Annotated in this window: 16 protein-coding genes; 8 read left to right on the top strand and 8 right to left on the bottom strand. The window is 62.8% G+C overall.

Annotated features, from left to right (window positions below; translation table 11 throughout):
• The first annotated feature begins 157 nt into the window (after window positions 1–157).
• A complete protein-coding gene (locus SJY14_RS02640) occupies window positions 158–706 on the top strand; it encodes a hypothetical protein (protein WP_396599725.1) in 549 nt (182 codons plus the stop codon).
• 418 nt (window positions 707–1,124) lie between these two features.
• On the opposite strand, the gene SJY14_RS02635 is transcribed toward SJY14_RS02640, so the two are convergent.
• Entirely contained in the window at window positions 1,125–2,123 is a 999-nt protein-coding gene (locus SJY14_RS02635) for a tyrosine-type recombinase/integrase (RefSeq protein WP_396599724.1), read from the bottom strand.
• Between the two features lie 141 nt (window positions 2,124–2,264).
• Window positions 2,265–2,492, bottom strand: coding sequence for a helix-turn-helix domain-containing protein (locus SJY14_RS02630; RefSeq protein WP_167260722.1), 228 nt, complete (start codon window positions 2,490–2,492; stop codon window positions 2,265–2,267).
• Between the two features lie 4,340 nt (window positions 2,493–6,832).
• Between SJY14_RS02630 and SJY14_RS02625 the strand changes: the two genes are divergently transcribed.
• Window positions 6,833–8,275: a hypothetical protein gene (locus SJY14_RS02625; protein WP_396599723.1), complete on the top strand. Its 1,443-nt coding sequence runs from the start codon at window positions 6,833–6,835 to the stop codon at window positions 8,273–8,275.
• Between the two features lie 609 nt (window positions 8,276–8,884).
• Here SJY14_RS02625 and SJY14_RS02620 read toward each other — a convergent pair.
• Window positions 8,885–10,348 (bottom strand): competence protein CoiA family protein, encoded by a 1,464-nt coding sequence (locus tag SJY14_RS02620; RefSeq protein WP_396599722.1) that lies wholly within the window; start codon window positions 10,346–10,348, stop codon window positions 8,885–8,887.
• A 680-nt stretch (window positions 10,349–11,028) separates the two neighbouring features.
• Between SJY14_RS02620 and SJY14_RS02615 the strand changes: the two genes are divergently transcribed.
• The 4 genes from SJY14_RS02615 to SJY14_RS02600 all read left to right on the top strand — a co-directional run bounded on the left by SJY14_RS02615 (window position 11,029) and on the right by SJY14_RS02600 (window position 14,761).
• Window positions 11,029–11,397, top strand: coding sequence for a hypothetical protein (locus SJY14_RS02615; protein WP_396599721.1), 369 nt, complete (start codon window positions 11,029–11,031; stop codon window positions 11,395–11,397).
• Window positions 11,398–11,676: 279 nt separating this feature from the next.
• Window positions 11,677–13,494 carry a class I SAM-dependent DNA methyltransferase gene (locus SJY14_RS02610; protein WP_396599720.1) on the top strand — a complete coding sequence of 606 codons (1,818 nt, stop codon included), beginning with the start codon at window positions 11,677–11,679 and terminating at the stop codon, window positions 13,492–13,494.
• Window positions 13,491–14,543 carry a restriction endonuclease subunit S gene (locus tag SJY14_RS02605; protein WP_396599719.1) on the top strand — a complete coding sequence of 351 codons (1,053 nt, stop codon included), beginning with the start codon at window positions 13,491–13,493 and terminating at the stop codon, window positions 14,541–14,543. Before SJY14_RS02610 ends, SJY14_RS02605 begins: the two co-directional genes overlap by 4 nt.
• The gene (locus SJY14_RS02600; RefSeq protein WP_396599718.1) at window positions 14,543–14,761 is read left to right on the top strand and encodes a helix-turn-helix domain-containing protein; all 219 of its coding nucleotides are present in this window, start codon (window positions 14,543–14,545) and stop codon (window positions 14,759–14,761) included. Before SJY14_RS02605 ends, SJY14_RS02600 begins: the two co-directional genes overlap by 1 nt.
• Window positions 14,762–14,857: 96 nt before the next feature.
• Here SJY14_RS02600 and SJY14_RS02595 read toward each other — a convergent pair whose 3' ends face one another.
• From SJY14_RS02595 to SJY14_RS02585, 3 genes are all read right to left on the bottom strand, one after another.
• Window positions 14,858–15,010 (bottom strand): hypothetical protein, encoded by a 153-nt coding sequence (locus SJY14_RS02595; RefSeq protein ID WP_396599717.1) that lies wholly within the window; start codon window positions 15,008–15,010, stop codon window positions 14,858–14,860.
• A gap of 380 nt (window positions 15,011–15,390) precedes the next feature.
• Window positions 15,391–16,212, bottom strand: a complete 822-nt coding sequence (locus SJY14_RS02590; RefSeq protein ID WP_396599716.1) for a hypothetical protein — start codon at window positions 16,210–16,212, stop codon at window positions 15,391–15,393.
• Window positions 16,213–16,272: 60 nt separating this feature from the next.
• Entirely contained in the window at window positions 16,273–16,680 is a 408-nt protein-coding gene (locus SJY14_RS02585) for a MerR family transcriptional regulator (protein WP_396599715.1), read from the bottom strand.
• Between the two features lie 89 nt (window positions 16,681–16,769).
• Here SJY14_RS02585 and SJY14_RS02580 point away from each other — a divergent pair, with 89 nt between their 5' ends.
• Window positions 16,770–17,753 carry an aldo/keto reductase gene (locus SJY14_RS02580; protein ID WP_396599714.1) on the top strand — a complete coding sequence of 328 codons (984 nt, stop codon included), beginning with the start codon at window positions 16,770–16,772 and terminating at the stop codon, window positions 17,751–17,753.
• 216 nt (window positions 17,754–17,969) lie between these two features.
• Here SJY14_RS02580 and SJY14_RS02575 read toward each other — a convergent pair whose 3' ends face one another.
• Window positions 17,970–18,269, bottom strand: coding sequence for a putative quinol monooxygenase (locus SJY14_RS02575; protein ID WP_396599713.1), 300 nt, complete (start codon window positions 18,267–18,269; stop codon window positions 17,970–17,972).
• 13 nt (window positions 18,270–18,282) lie between these two features.
• Window positions 18,283–18,948, bottom strand: coding sequence for a TetR/AcrR family transcriptional regulator (locus SJY14_RS02570; protein ID WP_396599712.1), 666 nt, complete (start codon window positions 18,946–18,948; stop codon window positions 18,283–18,285).
• Between the two features lie 85 nt (window positions 18,949–19,033).
• On the opposite strand from SJY14_RS02570, the gene SJY14_RS02565 reads away from it, so the two are divergent.
• A complete protein-coding gene (locus SJY14_RS02565) occupies window positions 19,034–20,176 on the top strand; it encodes an FAD-dependent monooxygenase (RefSeq protein WP_396599711.1) in 1,143 nt (380 codons plus the stop codon).
• Window positions 20,177–20,212 lie beyond the last annotated feature (36 nt).

Raw genomic sequence — 20,212 nt, 5'->3', positions numbered from 1 at the left:
GCCAGGCCCCTGACCTCTGACCACTGACCACTGACCCACTCTTTGCCCACGGAGCTCGCCCTTCGAGCTGCTCCGGTACGGCTCCGCATTGCCGCCCCGTGCGCTCGTCGGGCGGCCGACTCACCGAGACAGCACCCCCCCTGAGAGGAACCACCGCATGAACCAACGCATGACCGTGACTCGCCGTCACGACGCCGACCTCGCCCCGAGGTCGACCTGGGCCGCCCGCGTCGTCACCTCGATCGCTGTCCTCATCGTGGCCGGGACGGCCCTGGCCGCTTGCTCGGTGGTCGGCGGGTCGCCGGCCGAGACGGGGCCGACCGCCGAGACGTCAGGCACCCCTCGCGCGGCCGCCGCCGCGCTGTGGGGAGCCTGCATGCGCGACCAGGGCATCGACGTCGACGATCCGACACCCGAGATGCACGCGAAGGGGATAGTGGCCGATCCGGGCGACGTCGATCAGGACACCTGGGAGCGCGCACTCGCGGCCTGTGACGACGGGACGCGAAGCGAGTCGGCGATCGCGCAGCAGGAGGCGGCCTTGCAGGCTGCCTGGCGTCGGTACGCCGCGTGCATGGCCGAGAACGGCATCGAGGGCGTCGGTGAGGAGCCCGGCACCGGTCCGGACCCGGCGTCCGACCCGGCGTCGGCGGCCGCACGAGAGGAGTGCGGGCCCCTCGTGCAGGACTTCACCGTGACACCGTGACGGCGATGCCGCCCTGGGAAATCCGGGCGGCATTCCGCCAGGCCATGACGAGCAACGTGCCCGAGGAACCGAGGGCACCGGGGGACGCGGGCGCAGTACGCCCAGGTGCCGCGCTTGTCCCGGACGAAGGTGCCGGTGTCGACGAGGGTGAGGTGTCATGCCCGACGGTCACAGCAGGACGTGCCCATCAGACGATCTGCTTAGCCGACGGCCCGTGTTTGCGCCCCGAGCTGTTCTGAGAAGCAGAAAACCCCCGCCTCAGCAGGGGTTTTCTTTGGCGGTACCGGTGGGATTTGAACCCACATGACCAAACCCGGTGGCTCGGTATAGACGTCACATTTGCCTCGTAAATGAGTGAAATAGAGGCGGTTGCTCACACCTTGCATCTGGTCCTTGCAGGCTTTCCGTTACTGCTGCGTTACTGCTCGAGTCGCTGCCGACGCGCGCTGTCGAGGGCGACGGCCACGCTCTCGAGGTCGTCCTCGTAGAGATCTGAGTACGTATCGAGGGTCATGGCGGCGGATGCGTGTCCCAGCATTCTCTGGACAGCCTTGACGTTGGCGCCAGCGCTGATGGCGAGCGAGGCCGCAGTGTGGCGGAGGTCGTGCGGGGTCAGTTTCGGCATCATGTTCGGCTCCGCGGTTCCGCTGGCGCGCGCCTCGGCGGCCAGGATCTCGTCTTCAGCGCGCACACGAGCCACGGCAGCCACGAACCAACCTCGTCGCAGATCGCCTGACCGCAGGTGCTTGAGCCCATCTCCCCAGACAAGGTCCTCGGAGCTCTTGCCTTTACAAGCCCTGCTGATGGCCTGGTCGAGGAAGGGCGGGAACACAACTGCTCGGCGCTCGTGTGTCTTCGGTGTCCCAATGACGATCTGTCCGTTCACAGACACTGCATTCTCCTCGATGCGGATACGCCGCGAGACTTGGTCGATGTGCTTGACCCTGAGGCCCGTCGCCTCGCCCCAACGCAGGCCGGTGTAGGAGAGGAAGCGAATTAGGTCGGGGTACTTTGCGGCGCGCGCGAGACGTTCGACTTGCTGGTGCGAGAGGTAGGCACGGGTCCCCTTCTTCTTTCTCGGCAGCTTGACGTCTCGAGCCGGGTTGGTGGAAATGCGCTTGTCCTTGACCGCGCCTTCGAGAATGGCCGCCAGCATGCCATGAGCTCGTGCCACCAATGTCCTACTCCGATCGCGCGCAAGAAGGGCGACCCACGCCTGCACCTCTGTATGCCGAATCGAGCCGACGGCACGGCTACCCCATTGAGGCGCGACGTGCACACGCCAGGCCGACTCGTCTGAATAGAAAGTTGACGGCTTGACGGTCGACTGGTGTGCGGTGAGCCACGCGGCGCCCAAGACAGCGACGGTGGCGCGGCTGTCACTCGGGGCGATGTAGGCCCCCTGAAGCTTGGACACCTCAACCGTGTCTAGGTAGGCCTGAGCATCCCGCTTCAACTTGAACCCGCCTTTTCGGGCGGGCCTGCTATCTGGCCTGCGGTATCGCGCTTCGAAACGCTTGCCAGCTCGCGTTTCGTAGGCGTGGACGCTTCCCACGGGCTACCGCACCTCCTGAGAGGTGCTGCTGTATTCCTGCGCCAGGAGCCAAGCGTCGATGCTCTCTGGGCGGTATCGGACAGACTTGCCGATCCGCACGAAGGCCGGGCCGGTTCCGGTGATGCGTTTCTCGCTCAAAGTCCGCTCCGTCAGCCCAAGTCGATCAGCCAGGGTTGCGGGCGTGATGAGGGAATCGAGGACAGCGGTGCTGGTGGGAGTGCGCGACGGCATGGAGGGTCCTTTGTTGGACCCTCAAGTCGTGCAGGCTCTATTCCTGAAGGTGTGAACCGCTAGCAAAGCTACCGGCGGGAGTTCCTTCTCCCTGCGACGCAATCACCCCAACCATCGATTGCATTGGTAACGATGCTGCTTCGTCGCTTCTCTCTAATCGGCTTGAAGTATGGCACAGGTACTCACAAGTTCGTTGCGTTTATCCACCCGAAAAGTTGGCCCAATGGCGTCGTTGCTTGCAGAAGGTAGCTGGTCGCCTCCAGCCGCCGGGCGGCTTATCCAGGCCCGTATTCGCCTGTCCTCAGACGGACTATGCGTTGGACCAACGCCTGGCCAGGTCGCTGGCGCCCGTGTTCGCCGGCCCGATGATTCGAGTGAGTCGGCCAACGTTGCTTGCGAACCCCCCCCCGAAAAACTTTTGCAAATCATTCTGAAAATGATTTCGCAAATGATTCCCCGGGAATTTGCGGACGAGAGGGGCTGCGCGGAGCCGCATCACCTCGCCAAGGCAGTGGGCATTTCCAACGGAGAACCACCCGCTTCTAGGTCCCCCAAGGTCAACCTTCACGACGTTGAAGCGCATCCGACGCCACGCTGCGCCAGACGCCGGCAGCGTGGTGCGGGTTGCAATGGGCCCGACTGTCACAGCTCGAGCAAAACGATCGGAGACCCGTGCCATGTAGCGGCTCAAACCTTTTCAGCCGGGCGGACTATTCAAGATCGCGAGCGGCAGAAGGGGCGACATCGGTTGGGTCGCCGCGCATAACCAGCTCGAATGCCAGCGCAGCGGCCTAGGTAACTTGTGGCAGCCCGGAAGGACCGTGTACTGGGTGCCTCGATCCACGTGTCCGAGGGGGAGAGATCGCTTGCCGCGTCAACTCAAATCGACTGACGCTGCGCGCGTTCCATCGACTGACTGACGTTGTCGCCGGAGTCGCCACACGACATTGGGCTCCTTGACGGAGTCCACGAGGACGGCCGGAGCTTCGCCCTGATGGGAGGCATCGAGACCCCCTCCTGCGAGTCTGAATCGGGTCGAATCTGGCAGGTCCGAGAGCAACAAGACCGTCGCCCTCTGTGCGCCTGATACGCCTTCCAAAAGAGAGGCCGGAGTCACCGTCCCTTATGCTCTTCGTGATTTTTAGGAGATTTCTGCGCATCAGCCCCCAAATGGCTCCATAAGGAGCCTCTCATCGGCAAAATCGGCTGTTCCAAGACCCCTGTCGACAGCCTTTGAAAGGTCCACCAGGGGACCTTGGGTTTTAAAAGTGGCACTCCGCAGCCCCGGAAATACGGGGAATGGCTGTCGACAGGCATTTCCGAGGAGTGACTCCGTGTGAACAGCTGTCAACAGAGGCCTTCCTGAGCACGCTCCCCGTACTTTGAAAACTCGCGCCGCGGCACTGGTCCCACCCATGCCCGGGTAGTCGCTTTTGGCCTGGTACCAGGAGGCTGGCTGGTACCAAGGGCACGATTTGGCCGCGGAAAGTCGGGGTTGCGGTGGTACCCGTCATTTTCTGCGTGTGACACAGCGGTACCACCGCGTGCGGGCTGAGCTAGAGGTCACCAGCACGGGCGCTCAGCATGCTCCCCAAGGCGCCTAAGACGAAGAAGGACGCCGCTAAGAGGAAAGCCCTTGCTGATGCGCCGGGTGCTCGCAGAGACGCCGTCACCTCTCTGCCGCAGGACGGGTGTCACTTCCAATTACTGGACACGATTCCGACTGTCTAGCGGTCTACTGGAATGAGTTGCAGCCGTCACTTGCTCGGGGAACAATCACCGCCGAGGATCTTGTTTCAACGAGTCACTGGCGGCCACGCGGTATGGCGCGCCGACCTTCAGGTGCACACGAGTAAGGCGGGGCCGTTCTAGCGAACGTGTTGTTGCCACCTGGCCTTGGGCCTTGGCAGAGCTAGGTCGCTAGGCAGGACCTAGTCCCATAGGTCCCACAGTGCGGCACGACCACATTCCGGCGCCGCCATGCGGCCATACGGTTTGAAGCCCCTGGAGGTGGCGGGTGAAGGACAGACAGATGCGGGATCGGCCAGTGATCAGCAGTGACCCTGCCTGCGCCGATCTGACGCCCCACTCCCTCGTCGTAGCCATCGAGAATAGGCCCGACCTTCGGTGACGCCACACGAATTGCGGCCCACCCCGCGGCCACACAGCGGTCACAAATGGACCGAGAGCGCCCCGTATGTGTCCGCCTGCGGCCGCAATCTGACCATTCCACCCACTCAGGCAATCCACTGAGGCTTTAAGGCGTGATTTTCGCGGCCCTCAATTTGGTGACCTGAACGTGACCGGGAAACGGCCGCAGTCCTCCCACAACGTGGCCATCATCACCGCGGTGAAGCGCGAGCCGGAGTGCATTGCGTAAGTTGGCCATAACTTGGTCACGCGCGGGCCGCTCACAGCCCCGCAAGAACCCACGAAAGGGCCCTCACAGAGACGCCATGGAGCTGCCAGCACACCGCTTACCCAAGGTTCGAGGACTTTGCGCAGACGTCTTGACGTAGGAGCGGGGGCTTCCGGTGCGGGGGCATTCATTGAGCGACGTGAGGCCCAGCCTTTGTCAGCTTGCCCGGCCGCCCTCGCGAAGCAAGAAGCCGAAGCACGTGCATTCCCGGCGACGGCTTTGCCGGCGCGAGCCTCTCAGGACGTAACCCCTTGCCGATGCCATGGCATTTTGCGGGGGGTCGACGCCATCGGATCGATGTGGCTACTTGTTCATCGCGAAGCGCGGGTTGTGCTCATTTACGAGGAGACCGTAAGCTGGAAAGACCCTGATCAGCGCATCTTTTGAGAATTGACATCAGCCTTTGGTGGTGCCACCCTGCCCCAATGCGATCACGTTACCTAAGCCCGCAAATCGACGCCCGCGTGGGCTCTCTTAGCCTCAGCCGAGCGCTCCGTGGCTGATACGACATGGCGAGATGCATGGCCCGTGTTTCGAGTCACCCTCATCGATGAGACGGCCCGTTGCCTTGCTAATCAGCGAGCTGCGTCGACACTCGATCCGTCGACGAGACGGGATGCCCTGTCACGCATCGAGCAAAAGAACCTCGTGGAAGGCATAGCGTCAGTTTTTCTGGCCATGGACGAGGCCATGAGCGTCCTTAGCGCGGTAGGAAGAACGAGCAGGGCCGAATGAGGCAACAGCATCCGATTTGGTGGTCACGTCAATCGACCCCACCTCCCGCGCCCTGGCTTTACGCCTTCGAAGAATTCACCAACGGCGAGACTGTGCAGCACTGGGGAGAAGCTTCGGCGTTCCTCACCCTGAATGCGAGACGCAAAACGCGCGAGTGGCCTACTTGGGGCGAACTCTTCATGGACCTGTTCCCCAGTACGTGCGGGCTGCCAAGCCTGCTGCCCGACTCAATACCCTTGAACAAGCAATACCGCGCTCGCAGCGAATTTCGATTTCACACCCTGAACGCTTGGCGCCGGGCGGGGTGGATCACCTGGGGAAATGACCATTACCGCAGTTTGCGGCCGCAAAGACGACGCTGAAGCTGGCTCATCTGTAGACGCAAGAACGCGACGGCGCGGCCCAGGAGGGTCGCTTAGCGCCGTCACGATGAGCACTCCTTAGCCCCACGATCCCTCGGAGCAGAGTTTAGGAATCACGAGGCCCCACGAGCTCCCTGCCAGCGGGTCTCGAGTAAACCTTCCACTTCTCAGTTCCGACTGCTTCTCCAGCCGCACGGTCGTCGTGGCGCCCATGGCATTCGCGTTCAAGCTGACCTCGCCATCCTCGAAACAAGTCCCGCAGGCTGTTGGTCGAGAGGGGCGTCGCGCAGTCTGGGGCGGCAGCATGGCGCGTCGACGGCCAGGCGTAGGGGGCATTGCCGGCGGGCGGCGCGTAAGTGTGGCCTCACAAATCGAATATGCGTCACCGCCTCTCCGAACCAGGTGATGGTGGTGTCGGTGGTGATGACGGCGGCGTCATAGGCTTCGTCGCGTCCGGAGTTGGTCTGCTTTAAGTCCCGGCGAGTTCAGTGTTGGCTGCTGCTTCGAACGTCGCGTCCTCTGCCGACGTGCTGCCCGACCCGACGTTCATTCCAGCGTCGAAGGAGTCGGTAGAGCCAGAACCGCTGCAGCCCGTAAGCCAAGAGGTGCGACGAAAGCGCCTCCTTTGACGCGCTTCGACACCGCGTATGCGTCGTGAACCGAACGAGCGGCGAGCAGTGTGGATTTTGCGCGCGCGGCGCTCTCTCTGAAGTCCTTAGCTCGGGCTCGATGCGAACGGCTTGGCACTGCGACCACAAGAGCGAGCGGCCTTAGTTCGGCGCCGGCGCTTCGCGAACTAGCGCGTTCGCCTCGAGGCCGATGCCGTGAGGCATCATCAGAGGATGGACCGTCCCAGAGTGTTCGAGGTAGCGAACGAGGCCAAAACAGACGTCCGGACGGCCATGGCGGCGCTCCGTCGCCTCGGCGTCGAGGTGGCTGGTCCGACGGTCCGCATCAACGGTGACGTCGCGGCGCAGCTGCGGATGTCGCTCGGTCGTCCTCCGACCGCGGCCACAGCCCCTGCCCCGCCAGCCGACGTCCCCGCGAGCAAGCTGCCGAGGCTGCCGCGTCCCACGGAGCGCCCGACCAAGAGGCCGAAGTCTCGGCAGCAGGGCATCCTCCGTGCAGAGCACGCCGAGGCCGTGAAGGCGCTGATTCCGACTCTGTACGCAGCCCTCGAGGGTGTGGGCTCGGGGTCGCTGCCTGACTCACCCCTGGTCGTCTTCCACGACGGAGAAGCGCACCCGCACTACGGCGTCAGGACTTTGGGCGGTGACTCGTGGCGGCCGCCGGCAGGCAGCGGGCTGAGCATGAACACCCTGCTGGACCCCCTACGAGCGCTCGACCGCCGCTACGTCGCGAAGGGGTGGACCCCACCCAACGTCGCCATCGCCATCGACGTGACTCGACGACGTGCTTGGCATGGACGCTCGCTCGCGGCCGTCCGGAAGAACGAGACGGGGCACTTCGACCCCGTGACGTTGCGGGCCCTCGCCCGGGCGTCGACCGGGCAGGCTCCTCGGCTGGCTCACCGAGCACAGCTCTTCGCCCCTTCCCACGTCCCGTTCCTGCGCGACGGCATCAGCAGCCCCGGCGATCGCCCCGAGGAGACGTTCTTGCTGCACGAGGAGCTCCTCCGGCTCGCGGTCGACAGCTTGGACGGCGACGAGCAGCTCGACCCCACGCCCGTCCACATCAACGGTCTCTGGACCTTCGCGAGACCCGTCATCATGCGCCGCCCCGACGGCTCCGACCGCCACGTGCGCGCTGTCTGGTACCGACAGGGCCAGGTCGTCTGGCGGATGCGGACGTACGCGGCCGGCGTGGGCAACGACCCGAAGGAAGTCGGGGAGCGCTTGGTCGGCACTCTGCCCTTCGTCGCGGTGTGGGACGAGGATAGGCCCGAGCAGAAGCTCCTGGCGGCTGTGTGGGCCCTCATGGCACAGGGCGGCGTCACGGAGTCGGAGCGGGACGCGGGTAGCCAGGATGGGCACGCCGGGGCGCTGCCTCACGAGTCGCTGGTCGTCGTTCGAGTGAAGGCGGGGACGGACCACGCCAAGGCGTACCGTGCGGATGAAGGCGTCCCGGGGGAGGCTCGGCCCGCGTGGAGCGTCCGTGGACACTGGCGGAAGCAGCCGTACCCGTCCTTGGGCTACGACGAGGCCGGCGACCCCGTCACCAAGCTCATCTGGATCGCCTCCTACACGAAGGGTGACGAAGCGGTCGGCGCAGTCGCCGACGACAAGGTCATCAGCATCCACGCGTAGGGGCTCGTCGAGGAAGCACTTGATGGGCCCGTGTACCCGCTCGTACCTGCAGCCCCGGGTACACGCCTCAACCCCCTCCGATCCGCACCCTTCCGGGGAATTGGCGCTCAGAACAACCATGCAGAGCTCACCAGCCCGGGTACACCTCGGGTACGCCCCGATCGGCAGCAGCATGCGGATCGGGCCGTCTTGTACCTGGTGTACCTGGTCCTCGAGGCAAACCTTATATGGGGACCCCAACTGTTCAGTTGCTGAACACGTCAGGACGGCGAGGAACAGGAGATACCTCTAGTAAATCTTTCTTGAAAAGAATGGGTACACCAGGTGCGCACCCTTGAAATCCGCGTGTTTCCGGACCGAGCGGTGTACCTGCAGGTGTGCCCGATGGGCCATATCGAGCGGTACACAGCAGGTACAGTTCCGCTCATAGTCGAGCTCAAACGGTGTTTCGTCCATGTCGGCGAATGCCCCCTCGGATGTGTTCTCGGGGGCAGCTCTGCTGCTCCGCTGCGAACAGTGCTCACGCCGGCAACCACTGCGAGAACATGCGCTTCGCGGCGGTCCCACCGGGGCGCTCCGGCACTCCCGCAGGTGGGGACCCTCGCGCAACTACCGCCTGCGCGGCACCACTGAGCCGCGGCTCTTGGGGCGGAAGAGGATGCGGCGCTCGTCGTCGCGGTAGGTCGCGAGGATCTCCGCGCAGTCGTGGCAATCGCACGTCGCCGTGAACCGTGGGAACAAGCGTCGGACGTCGTCCGTGTCGAGACCGGGGTGTGCCACCACGTAGGCGTCGATCGCCGCGGTCCTCTCGTGCGGGGTCGTCGGCTTCGGGCTCGTCAACGGGGGCAGGCCGAGCTGCTCAGGAGTCGCTACGGGTTGCGCGCCCTCGAACAGGCGCAGGCGCTCGGCACGCTCGCGCCGAAAGGCCTCCTCACGTTCTTGCTGCTCAGCGGCCGCCTGCGCCTCTCGCGCGCGCATCGCATGCAGCTGGGCGGCGTCACGGCGGAGCACGTCCAAGTCTCCCGTCTCCTGCAGGACGATCTGGCGCGGGCGGTCCCTTCTGCCCGCGAGGTGCTCGACTACGTCATGCGCTCCGTGGAGTCCTCTGCTTGGTTCGCACCAGTGCGGCTCCGTCAGCGTCGCGTCGAGCGCGACCGTGCGGGTGGCGCACCTGTCGCTGGCTCGGTAGCGGTACAGCCACCACAGCTCCGTTGGGGGGACCTCGGCGTCGCACTGGGGGCACTCGAAGGTCGACGGGACACCGGGCAGCCGCTCTCGCCAGACGGCGAGGGGTTCTGCGGCCCCGAGGCGAGCCGCAGCTGCAGCCGGTGCGGCACTGGGCGCAAGCTCGGCACCGGAGGCCCACAAGGCGCAGCGATCGCAGGAGATCTTCCTGCTGGGGTCGACATCCCAGACGATTGACCGCATGTCGCAGGCGTCACAGACGTGCAAGCCCCACCGGATGGTCCCGGTCACGGTCGCCGGCGGTGTCGGCGCCCAGCGGAGCGGCCCCTCGAGGACGGCGTCGACGAAGGTGGCGAGGGGTATCTCGGTCGAGGCTCGGGAACGAACGGAGAGTGCGAGCTCCTCAGCATGCGGGTCTACGCGGAGGACCGGGACGCCCGGCAGGTGCTCCGTGCTTGCCCTGGCGGTCAGCCAGAAGCACTCGATGCCGTCTCGTTCGTATCGCGCCTGACGCTCGCGGTAGCGCTCGGCATCCTGGGACGAGATCTGCACCTCGAAGGCCACCTGGCGACCAGCCTTCTCGACGAGCACGTCGGCGATCCAGGACCCGTCCGGAGCCCGCACCTCAGCCCTGGCCGTCCAGCCGAGCGCTGCAGCTGCTTCGACGACGGCGGCCTTGACGCGGAGGTGCTCCTTCGTCTCTCCCTTGTGCCCGGGTTCACAGAGAACCTTGTGAGCGAAAAACTGCGTTCCGAGCTGGGACGTCTTGACGATCGCCGTCTCTCCACAGCTGAGGACCGGTCGTGGCCGGTGCTCCTTAAGGTTGGCCCAGTCGCCGGGCGAGAGCATCGGCGCCAGCAACGACCGGTCGCCCAAGAACGCAGTCAACGGCATACCAAGCCCCCCAAGGCCTTTGATTCCAAGAACAGCTGATGCCGTTGGCCGAGCGCTTGTCGCCATCGCACCCTCGAACTTGTCACTTCAAGGGTCTGCGATCTGGCTTTCGGTAAGCCTCCATTATCCCGATTGGGCCTGCCGAACCGTGCTCTAACGCCCGTGGTCCCTAAGCGACTCTTTTCGAGCTAGGGCCGTCGGCTCATGCGCTTACAGGTCATGCCAGCATCGGGAACGGCGGTGCATCGACGTTGCACGGCGAGGCCATGCCGCATCCGCGGCTAATCGCTCAGTCAACCGTCCACTCCATGACGACACGCCGCAAGTCTATATATTCGTTCTTGCTCGTAAACGAGCACAATCTTGGGTTGGCAGCGATAAGGCTGCATTGACATGAGGTTGTGACTGGCAGCATGACCTCCATGTCACGTGAAGCAGACAGCCGACAGAATCAAAAAGCCCTGAAACTCGTGAGAGCGCTTCGCGACCTGGAGGCCGATACTGAGTACCTTCTCGACGGTCTTCTAGCGTTCGCCCGCAGCCTTGAGCCGGTGTGACGGCCTCCGTCCGACGATCCAAACCGGGCCTTCCTTGTATCCTCAGGCGCCTTCACCGAGCATGAACTGGCCGAGGCTGAGGCCTCAGTTGCGCGCGGCTCGCTAGAGCTGAGCGCCATGGAATGGTGGCTGACCGCCGCGGCGGAAACGTCTTCCTTGGAGGACGCGGCCACATTCCTCCGCCTCACGACGGATGAGATCGAGGCTGCCGTTCGTGAGGACCGGCTGATGGCCGTCGACATAGCCGGCGAATTGCGAGTTCCGATTTGGCAGTTCAACACGAGACCCGTCGGCCGCACACTGCCGCATCTCGAATCCGTCATTCCGCTCCTCCGGGATTGGGACTGGCGGACGGCGGGCCGATTCTTCGCGACTCGCCAGGAAGACCTTCTGGGTCGAGGGCGCAAGAGCCCGGCATCTTGGCTTGAAGACGGCGGAGATGTTGGGGAGGTCATATCACTCATCAAGCACATACACCGCTGGTGACGCCGTAGGCGGAGGCCGGGCACGCGAAGAAATTGCTCAGAGATGGCTCGACGGACGACGGACTGATAATATTTATTATGTCAAGAAGTATTCACGACCAAGGTCGATACCTGCCGCCGCCCCTCATCTATGCAGGGCCAGCACGAGCCTCCGGGCAGACCTGCGCGAGCCCCAGGGCTCACGAATCTGAGGACCGCACCGCGTAGTTCGCCAGATGACAATCCGAAACATTTTTAGTAATCTGATTGCATCATTCTTGATGTAATCAGGGGGAATCACGTGGTCACGGAAGATCAAGTAAGAGACAAAGCGAGCAACATTCTTGGCCTCGCAGGGGTGTCGCCGAAAGTGGCCCAGAGCGGCGTTGGTCAAATAACGACGATGAATCAACTGGGTTTCCGGGGATACGGCGCCTCCCACAAGCCTGATGGGTGGTATCTACCCACAGACAAAGGCGCCGTAGCTCTTGTCCTCGAAACCAAGGCGACAGACAGCATGCCAATCACTGCGACGGCCCTGCGCACGCAGGTCGAGAAATACTGCGCAACCGTACGCAGTCAGTACGACCTCGTCGTTGGCATTGTGTATGACGGCGACCGAACACGGGCTTACGTCAATGGCAAGCCACTAGAAGTGCCCGATGACCTTCAGCCAAAGGAGTACTACTTCTCTAAGCTCACCGACCGGCCGATAGACAAGGCCCGCATATACGAGCTTACTCAGAGGATCAACAACTCACTCCACGGCGACTTCGGAATCAAGAACCTGTACCACCGGATGATTTTCACTGCCTGCGCGCTTGTCGCCCGCCGCTACGACGCGATCCTCGTTCGAGGCATGGACTACAGCGCTTTCCACAGCGGCATTCTGAACGCCCTGAACAAAGCTATTCGATCTGACGTTCAGCAGAACGCTAAGTTGTCGCTCCTAGCCGAGGTCTATTCCGACATCAAGATGAATGTCTCGACGGACGAAGAGGACCCTCGCGCCGTTGCCGAGCTCACCAACCTCATAGGCGAGTTTATCGACTGGGTCACCGAGATCTCCGGTCTCATCAATTCCAACCGCTGGAACGGTGAAGACGTGATGGCCATCTTCTTCAACGAATTCAACCGCTACAAGAAAAAGAGCGAATCTGGCCAGGTTTTTACGCCCGATCACATAACTGGCTTTATGTATCGCCTGCTTGGGGTCAACAAAGACGACTGCATTCTCGATGCCTGTGCCGGCTCGGGCTCCTTCCTTGTCAAGTCGATGAGCAACATGATTCAAGAGGCTGGTGGCGTCAATACGACGAAGGCAAAGCAGATTAAGGCGCAGCAGCTGTACGGCATTGAGTTTGATCGGGAAATCTACGCCCTGGCCTGTGCCAACATGCTGATCCACAAGGACGGCAAGACCAACCTCGCCCACATGGACGCCAGGACCGAATCAGCAGGCAGCTGGATCGAGAACACCGGTGCGACCAAAGTCTTGATGAACCCGCCTTACGAAAACAAGTTCGGCTGCATGAAGATCGTGGAGAACGTCCTCGACCACGTGGAACGCGGAACGCTATGCGGCTTCATCCTGCCCGATCAAAAGCTCGAGAAAACGAGCAAAAGTCAGATGGCGCGCATTCTTCGCCATCATCGGCTACTCAAGTTCGTCAAGCTGCCCGAGAACCTGTTCTTCGGGGTCGGAGCGACCACCAGCATCTTCATTTTCGAAGCCGGCAAACCGCAGGACGGTAAGAAGTTCTTCGCGGTCAACATCAAGGAAGACGGCCTAGTCACGGTCAAGAATCAAGGCCGTCACGACCTCCGAAACAAGTGGCCTGCTCTCGAGGACTACTGGGTTGACGCAATCGAACGCTTTGATGACAGCGAATACGGAACTGGTCAATGGCTCGACACCGCAGACCACCTCAGCTGGCAGGCACCGGCGCAACCATTTGTTCTTACGCATGAGGATCTAGCGAAGGCGGCCACTGAATACCTGCTTTTCCAGAGAGGCATCGACTCAAAAGCCCTTCGCGAACGTCTGGGACACACAGCGCTTTACACCGCAGATGTTCAGAGCTCGAGTACAGCGATCACCCTGGCTGTTGACCGATGAAATCGATCGACACCAGCGACTGGGGCACATTCCTCATTGGCGAGCTCTTCGAGGTGGTAAAGGGAACGCGCCTGACGAGGGCAGCAATGCAGGAAGGGACGATCAGACATATCGGCGCATCTCAATTCAATAATGGCATAACGGCCATGATCTCCAACAATGAGAATGTTCATCCCGGAAACCTGCTGACTGTCTGCTACGACGGCCCAGTCGGGACAACGTTCTATCAGGCGGAGCCGTTCTGGGCGACTGACGCCGTAAACGTGCTGTACCCACGATTCGACTTGACTGAGGCTCGAGCCATGTTCCTCATCCCAGTAATTCAAAAGGCCGGTTCGCGCTTCGACTACGGGGAAAAATGGGGCATGGGAGTCATGAATTCGACGCCGATGATGCTTCCTGTCTCGGCTGGAGGCACCCCAGACTGGGCCCTGATCGACTTGATGATGCAGAGTCTCATTACCGAGCGCGAAGCGGCACTTGAGACACTTCTAGGGGCCGCCGACACCGCGGGCCACGCGACCGACATGAGCGATTGGGTCGACTTCCGGCTAGGAGACCTTTTTGAGGTAGTGAACGGGAGCAAATATCCACTGTCTTGGCGCATTCCCGGGGACATTCCTTTGGTGAGCACATCAAGGCTTAGCAACGGAATATCCGACATGGTTGGCTTCCCAGATGGATCGGGTTATGTAACCCATCAGGATGTACTCACCATTGCCTTCTCGGGAAGCGTTGGTGCCACCTTCTACCACTCGCAACCTGTATTCATCGGCGAGACGGTGATGGGGCTGATCCCCAAAGTGGGCACCAAGTTGGCCAGCAACTCACTCGGTCTGTGGATGTCCACTGCGATTGAGGCGGCAATGATGGAGTTCACCTACGACCGCAAAGTGAAAATTTCAGACGTTCGCGAGCGAATCACTATTCCCCTACCCGTAACGCCAGATGGCAAGCCGGCTTGGGGCTACCTGGAAGCCACGATGAGCAACATCATCGCTGAGCGAGAACAAGCCCTCGATGCCCTCGTATCGCTGGCAGGGAGCTGATGAGCCGGCCGCCGGGCGAGGCGCACGGGCTTGGAAAGGCTATTCAGACTGCGCGGGTAGAGCGAGGATGGTCGCAAACGGAACTGAGCCTGCACGCCGGGGTCTCTCGGCCCACGATTTCTCGTGTCGAGCTCGGAGAAGAACCATCGATTAAGACCCTTCGAAAGCTTGCAAACGCCCTAGATTTGGTTCTCCAATTTCATTGGGATGAGGATTGACTCGAGAAGAAGTCGCACGGTTCCAAAGCGCGCAGCGCCTCGGGGGGAAGCTGACCGGAGCCAAGCTACGCGCGGTACCTGACGGCTATCTCGGGCTCAGTAAGGAGCGACCGAGGTCACGATGCGATCCTCGGGCAGCGTGGCGCGCGCCTGGTCGATCGCGTCGGCCGGTGTCGGGGCGTTCACCTCGACGGCCACGGCGTCGGCGCTCGTGACGCCCTTGGGGCGGTGCCTGACGAACCAGCTCATGACTGGGCGCTACCCGCGGTCACGACGGCCGCTCGTCCAGCTCGGGGTGCAGCCGGCCCGTGAGGGCCGACAGCTCGGCCTCGTGCTGGATCATCCATGCGACGGCGCTGTTCAGGCTGCCCTCTCGGCGTAGCCAGGGCCGGCCGCCGGCATCGTCTCGGCCGTGGGCGTAGCAGTGGTAACCGATGCCGCCCAGCTCGGGGCGCGAGAGGACATAGCCAAGGGGCGCGGCACGGTGCCGGCGGACTTGCCAGACACCGAATTGTCCCGGTGTTGGCGGCACTGCGAACGGGTGCGTTGGGATCGGCCGGCGCAGAATTTTGGCCGCTGCTTCACCTGATCCTCGAACTCCCACGGCGGGAGCGTAGGGCGAGCCTCCGTCAGTGCAGGTCGGTGGGCCTGTTTCGGCTGTCCCAGAGGTCGAGAGCTGTCTCGATCATGTCGAGCGCGGTATCGAAGTAGCCGGCTAGGGCAAGCAGGCTGGGCGTCATCATGAAGTCGGCCCCGCCGTGCTCGGACGGACCGACTTGCTCGCGGTCAAGCATGAGAAGAATCATCGAGCCGTTCGCGTGAGCCATGCCACTAGAGGTCTGCCAGAGAGTCAACGGCGACTGGAACAGCGACGGCAGTAGTGGGCCTATCTCTTTGAGACGATTCGTCACCCTCTCAACGTCTCGAAGGTCGACGCCGACAAGTCCGGGCCGCGCGTCCCGGTTCCTTTCGAGGGCGGCAAGAGTTCGCGCCCACCCTGGGTCGTCTCGTTCCAAATGCTGCATGGCGACGTGAACCAGACGGCGGTTCTCGCGCGCGAGTTTCAATGACCGAAGCACTCGGTCGTCGCGGGACGACGGGTGCAGGAGCCACAGGGCTGTACCCGCGGCCTCGTAGGCGCTTCTTACAAGCGTGAACATGGCAAAGGGGAAGACGGCTCCGCCGTCCGTAACGATGATCTCGAACGCGTGCAGGTGGTCAAGGGCAACGCCGAGGCCAGCGCGTAGCTGGTCAGGGGCCGAGCTGTACGGGGTCGCGCTTCGGTCCCCTGCGAGAGACGAACCTGCCCGGACCGATAGTGCATCGGCCCGGGCCACAAGGGTGTCGTAGCGCGCGAAGCTGCCCGCAAGGGAACGCCGGCCCAGCTCCTCGTGCTCAGGAGCCTCCTGCCGGTCGTGCTGGCCATGCTCGCCGTCACCTACTGATGTCATGCAGCAATCTTGAAGGCCTTGGTTGACGTCCGATAGCCGGTGGTCGACCGGACAGGGCGGTCAGGCCGCCGATCGGGCGCCGGTCGCGGCGATGGTCTCGCGGTACGCCTCGATCTTCCGTTCCAGCGCCGCAAGGTGCCGTTGCACCTCCGCCTGCCGAGCGAGGACGGTCGCATGGTGCTGCTCCAGGAGCGCGAGCCGTGCGACATCATCAGCACCAGCTCTGTACGCGGCCGCGTACTCGCGCATCTCCTGGACGTTCATCCCCGTGCCGCGGAGCATCACCGTTCCCGCGAGCCAACTCAGCGCAGCAGTGTCGTACCGACGCCACCCGTCTGAGCCTCGTCCTGGTGCCGGCGCGATGCCTTCTTTCTCGTAGTAGCGGATCGTGTCGACGGTGACGCCGAGCAGATCCGCCGCGACGCTGATCGTCACGGGCTCGTCGACATTGACCTCGGGAAGCAGCATGAGCACAAGTCTCCCACTTGACATGGTCTGCACACCAGGGTCGAGAGTCAAAGCGTCCGGGTCGACCCGGCGGTGAACGGAGAACTTCCATGCAGCAGATTCCTCTCGGCTCTCAAGGCCTCGCCACATCCCCACTCGGGCTCGGGTGCATGGGCATGAGCGCCTTCTACGGCGGCGCGACTGAAACAGGCTCCGCCGAGACCATCCGGCAGGCTCTCGACCTCGGCATCACCCTTTTCGACACGGCGGAGGCTTACGGGCCGTTCGAGAACGAAAAGCTGCTCGGCCGGTTCCTTGGCGCTGACCGGGACCGGGTGGCGGTCGCGTCAAAGTTCGCCACCGATTTCACCGACGACGGCGCACCGATCGGCCTTGACGGCTCCCCGGAACACGCGCGGCGCGCTATCGACAGGTCCCTGAGCCACCTCGGAACCGACCACGTCGACCTCTGGTACCTCCACCGTGTCGACCCGAACGTGCCGATCGAGGACACCATCGGCGCCATGAGCGAGGCCGTCAGCGCCGGTAAAGCCCGCTACATCGGGGTCTCAGAGACCTCCGCTGAAACCCTCCGCAGGGCCCACTCGACATTCCCGATCACTGCAATCCAGTCCGAATACAGCCTGTTCGAGCGTGATGCCGAACACAACGGAGTTCTCGACACCGCGCGGGAACTCGGCATCGGATTCGTGCCGTTCTCCCCTCTCGGTCGCGGATTCCTTTCCGGCACCGTCACCCGTAAAAACGACCTGCCCGAGGGTGACGCACGTCGAAACCTTCCCCGGTTCTCCGACGAAGCGATCGATGCGAACCTCCGCGTCGTCGACGCGCTCAAGGTGATCGCCGACGAGAAGAACGTCACCACTGCGCAGCTCGCCCTTGCATGGCTGATCCGGGCCGGCACGGCCCCTATCCCCGGCACCACGAAAGCATCCCGCGTCAAGGAGAACGTCGCTGCAGCAGACGTCGTGCTCACTACGAACGACCTCGAGCGGATCGAAGCTGCCTCCCCGCACGGCGTGGCCGTCGGGACCCGCAATACCGAGGCTGGCATGGCTCGAGACCGCGGCTAGCATGCAAAATGTGCACCCCTCCTTGTGCCGGGCGCACGAGGAGCAAGGCGAGACCACTCAGTGCCCGACGGCAACCTTGGTCGCTATGGCGACACTGCCGAGTACGGCAAGAACCAGCCCCGCCCCAACGACGCGCCTGGCATCCGGGGTGCCACAAAAGCGGGCATCAGCTGTGACTGCGCCCGCAGGAGCGCAAGTACTCAGCTCAAGCCATCGCTACAGGTGTGAGTAGACGGCCCGCACTTTGATCTGTTGGAAGTCGGCGATGAGTGCGCCAATCTGGGCATGGATGTCGTCCCACTCCGGGTCGGCGTCTTGCTCAGCAAGCTTCTCATCGCTGATGAACCACTCCATGGCCCACATGGTGTCCGCATCGTCTTCGTCGCGAGCGATGACGCATTTGTCGACCGCGGGGGAACGCTCGCTCATCTGCGCGCAGAGGGCGAAAAGCTCTTCCCCTTTGCCTGGCTTAGCGGTGAAGCGAAGCACTTTTCCGGGCTGGGTGGGATCGACCATGACTGTTCTCCATTCAAGAGGGTTGCTGTTGCGTGAGGGGTTGACCGTCCAGGACGAGAGCGCTGCGGAACACCTGGTCCAGGTGATCAAGAGCTGCCGCGGCGTCATCCCGCATTCGTGCCGCCGTTTTCTGAAGCGGACTTGCATCGATGACGGCACGGCCCACTGCGTCGGTGATGCTCTGCACGACGGAGACGAGAGCCGCGGCGTGCGCTTGGGCGACAACGGTATGGATGGCCGGGTCTGTCTCGAGGAGGGCGACCGTGAGGTGTTGCGCTTGCTCCTCGCGGAGCTCGAGCGCGAAGCGCCTAAGAGTGCCGCTCTGCAGGCAGAGTGCGGGGAACTCGCCCCGCGCAAGACGCGGCTCTTCCTCGAGGTAGAAGGCGATGGCAGACATCACTAAAGGTCGGATCGCATCAGCAGGGCTCTGGCCATCCGATCGGTTGAGTACGGCCCGCCCGTATAGCCCCCTGTACTCGTCTGCGCGATCCAGCACGAGGTCCGGTTTCGATGGGAAGTAGTTGTAAACGGTCTGGTCGGACACGTCTGCGGCCCGGGCAACGTCCGCCATGGACACCGAATCGAAGCCGCGTTCCGCGAACAACGCCGCAGCTGTATCTGCGATGTGCTCCCGTTGCTGCGCCTTTTTCCGTTCTCGAAGTCCCTGCTGGCTGCCCATAGTTCGAAACTAGCACATTCGTGGATTGGGCCTATAGTTTCAGTGACTACAAGAAAACAGTCGTTCAGAGAGAGGCTCGACAAAGATGACAACGACACAGGACGACGTGACGACCAATGCCCCCAAGGCGCTCGTGTCCGGCGCTGGATTTGCAGGTCTGACGATAGCGTTCTGGATGAACCGGCTCGGCTACCAGGTCACCATCGTGGAACGAGGGACCGGTCTCAAGCGGGGCGGTACGCCCGTCGACATCAAGGACGACACCGTCGGCATTGCGGAGCGAATGGGGATCCTCGATGCGATTCGCGAGAAGAGCCTGCCGCCGCGCCGGACCGAATTCACGAACCTTAACGGCGGAACCGACGTTCTCCTCGAGGCCGAGCAAACGCTGGCTGACGACGAGGACGGCGAGTACGAAATCCCTCGCGATGACCTCCTCGACATCCTTTACGGAGCTGTCGAAGGGAACGTCGAAATGCGCTTCAACGACTCCATCACAGAGCTGACCGACGGCCCGGAGGGCGTGCGGGTGTCCTTCCGAGAAGGAGCCGATAGCGACTTCGACCTCGTCTTGGGTTGCGACGGCAATCACTCCAACGTTCGGAAACTCCGCTTTGGACCAGAGGCGGACTTCACCCACTTCCTCCACAACTACTTCACGGTCGCGATCGTGGATGAGTCCCTCATTCCCCGGGACACCACCCGCATTCTCAGCACCCCCGGCAGGACCCTGCTGCTGAACGCCTATGAGGACAAGACCGACATCGGATTCCTGTTCCACTCGGATGAAAAGCTCGCCTACGACTACCACGACGAGCAGGAGCAGAGAGACATCGTGCGCGCCGCATTCGTCGATGCAGGCCCCCAGTTCACGGCCTTCCTCGACAAGGGCCTGAGCGCGGACTCCTTCTACTTTGACGAGCTCACGCAAACCAGAATGGAGCACTGGTTCCGCGGTCGAGTGGGACTGGTGGGTGACGCTGGCTACTGCGCATCTCCTGCCGCCGGCATGGGGGGTTCCCTGGCAATCATTGGCGCCACCGCCCTCTACGACGCATTCCTCAGCACAAACGGCGACATCGACGCCGGCTTCGCGGAGTATGAAAAACAGCTTCGGCCCGTCGTCGAGCAGGTTCAGGACATGGCTGTGAACTTCGGCCTTGCCACCTTCTTCCCCGAAACAGAGGAAGCTATTCGTGCACGCAACGCCATGCTTTCCACCAACTGAGTCCGCGGGCTGGGAACCGTTCACTTGGCTCAGCGC

It is taken from the genome of Frigoribacterium sp. R86507 (assembly GCF_044597695.1).
Lineage (GTDB): Bacteria > Actinomycetota > Actinomycetes > Actinomycetales > Microbacteriaceae > Frigoribacterium.
Note: the sequence above shows the minus strand (reverse complement) of the source record. Positions and strands in the feature narration are given on the sequence as shown.

Bases quoted from the DNA above. Each gene is read 5' to 3' on its own strand.
- SJY14_RS02570 (WP_396599712.1), bottom strand. From the start codon at position 18,948: ATGGGCAGCCAGCAGGGACTTCGAGAACGGAAAAAGGCGCAGCAACGG.
- SJY14_RS02615 (WP_396599721.1), top strand. From the start codon at position 11,029: ATGGAATGGTGGCTGACCGCCGCGGCGGAAACGTCTTCCTTGGAGGAC.
- SJY14_RS02585 (WP_396599715.1), bottom strand. From the start codon at position 16,680: ATGCTGCTTCCCGAGGTCAATGTCGACGAGCCCGTGACGATCAGCGTC.
- SJY14_RS02640 (WP_396599725.1), top strand. From the start codon at position 158: ATGAACCAACGCATGACCGTGACTCGCCGTCACGACGCCGACCTCGCC.
- SJY14_RS02595 (WP_396599717.1), bottom strand. From the start codon at position 15,010: ATGAGCTGGTTCGTCAGGCACCGCCCCAAGGGCGTCACGAGCGCCGAC.
- SJY14_RS02600 (WP_396599718.1), top strand. From the start codon at position 14,543: ATGAGCCGGCCGCCGGGCGAGGCGCACGGGCTTGGAAAGGCTATTCAG.
- SJY14_RS02575 (WP_396599713.1), bottom strand. From the start codon at position 18,269: ATGGTCGATCCCACCCAGCCCGGAAAAGTGCTTCGCTTCACCGCTAAG.
- SJY14_RS02580 (WP_396599714.1), top strand. From the start codon at position 16,770: ATGCAGCAGATTCCTCTCGGCTCTCAAGGCCTCGCCACATCCCCACTC.
- SJY14_RS02565 (WP_396599711.1), top strand. From the start codon at position 19,034: ATGACAACGACACAGGACGACGTGACGACCAATGCCCCCAAGGCGCTC.
- SJY14_RS02630 (WP_167260722.1), bottom strand. From the start codon at position 2,492: ATGCCGTCGCGCACTCCCACCAGCACCGCTGTCCTCGATTCCCTCATC.
- SJY14_RS02590 (WP_396599716.1), bottom strand. From the start codon at position 16,212: ATGACATCAGTAGGTGACGGCGAGCATGGCCAGCACGACCGGCAGGAG.
- SJY14_RS02605 (WP_396599719.1), top strand. From the start codon at position 13,491: ATGAAATCGATCGACACCAGCGACTGGGGCACATTCCTCATTGGCGAG.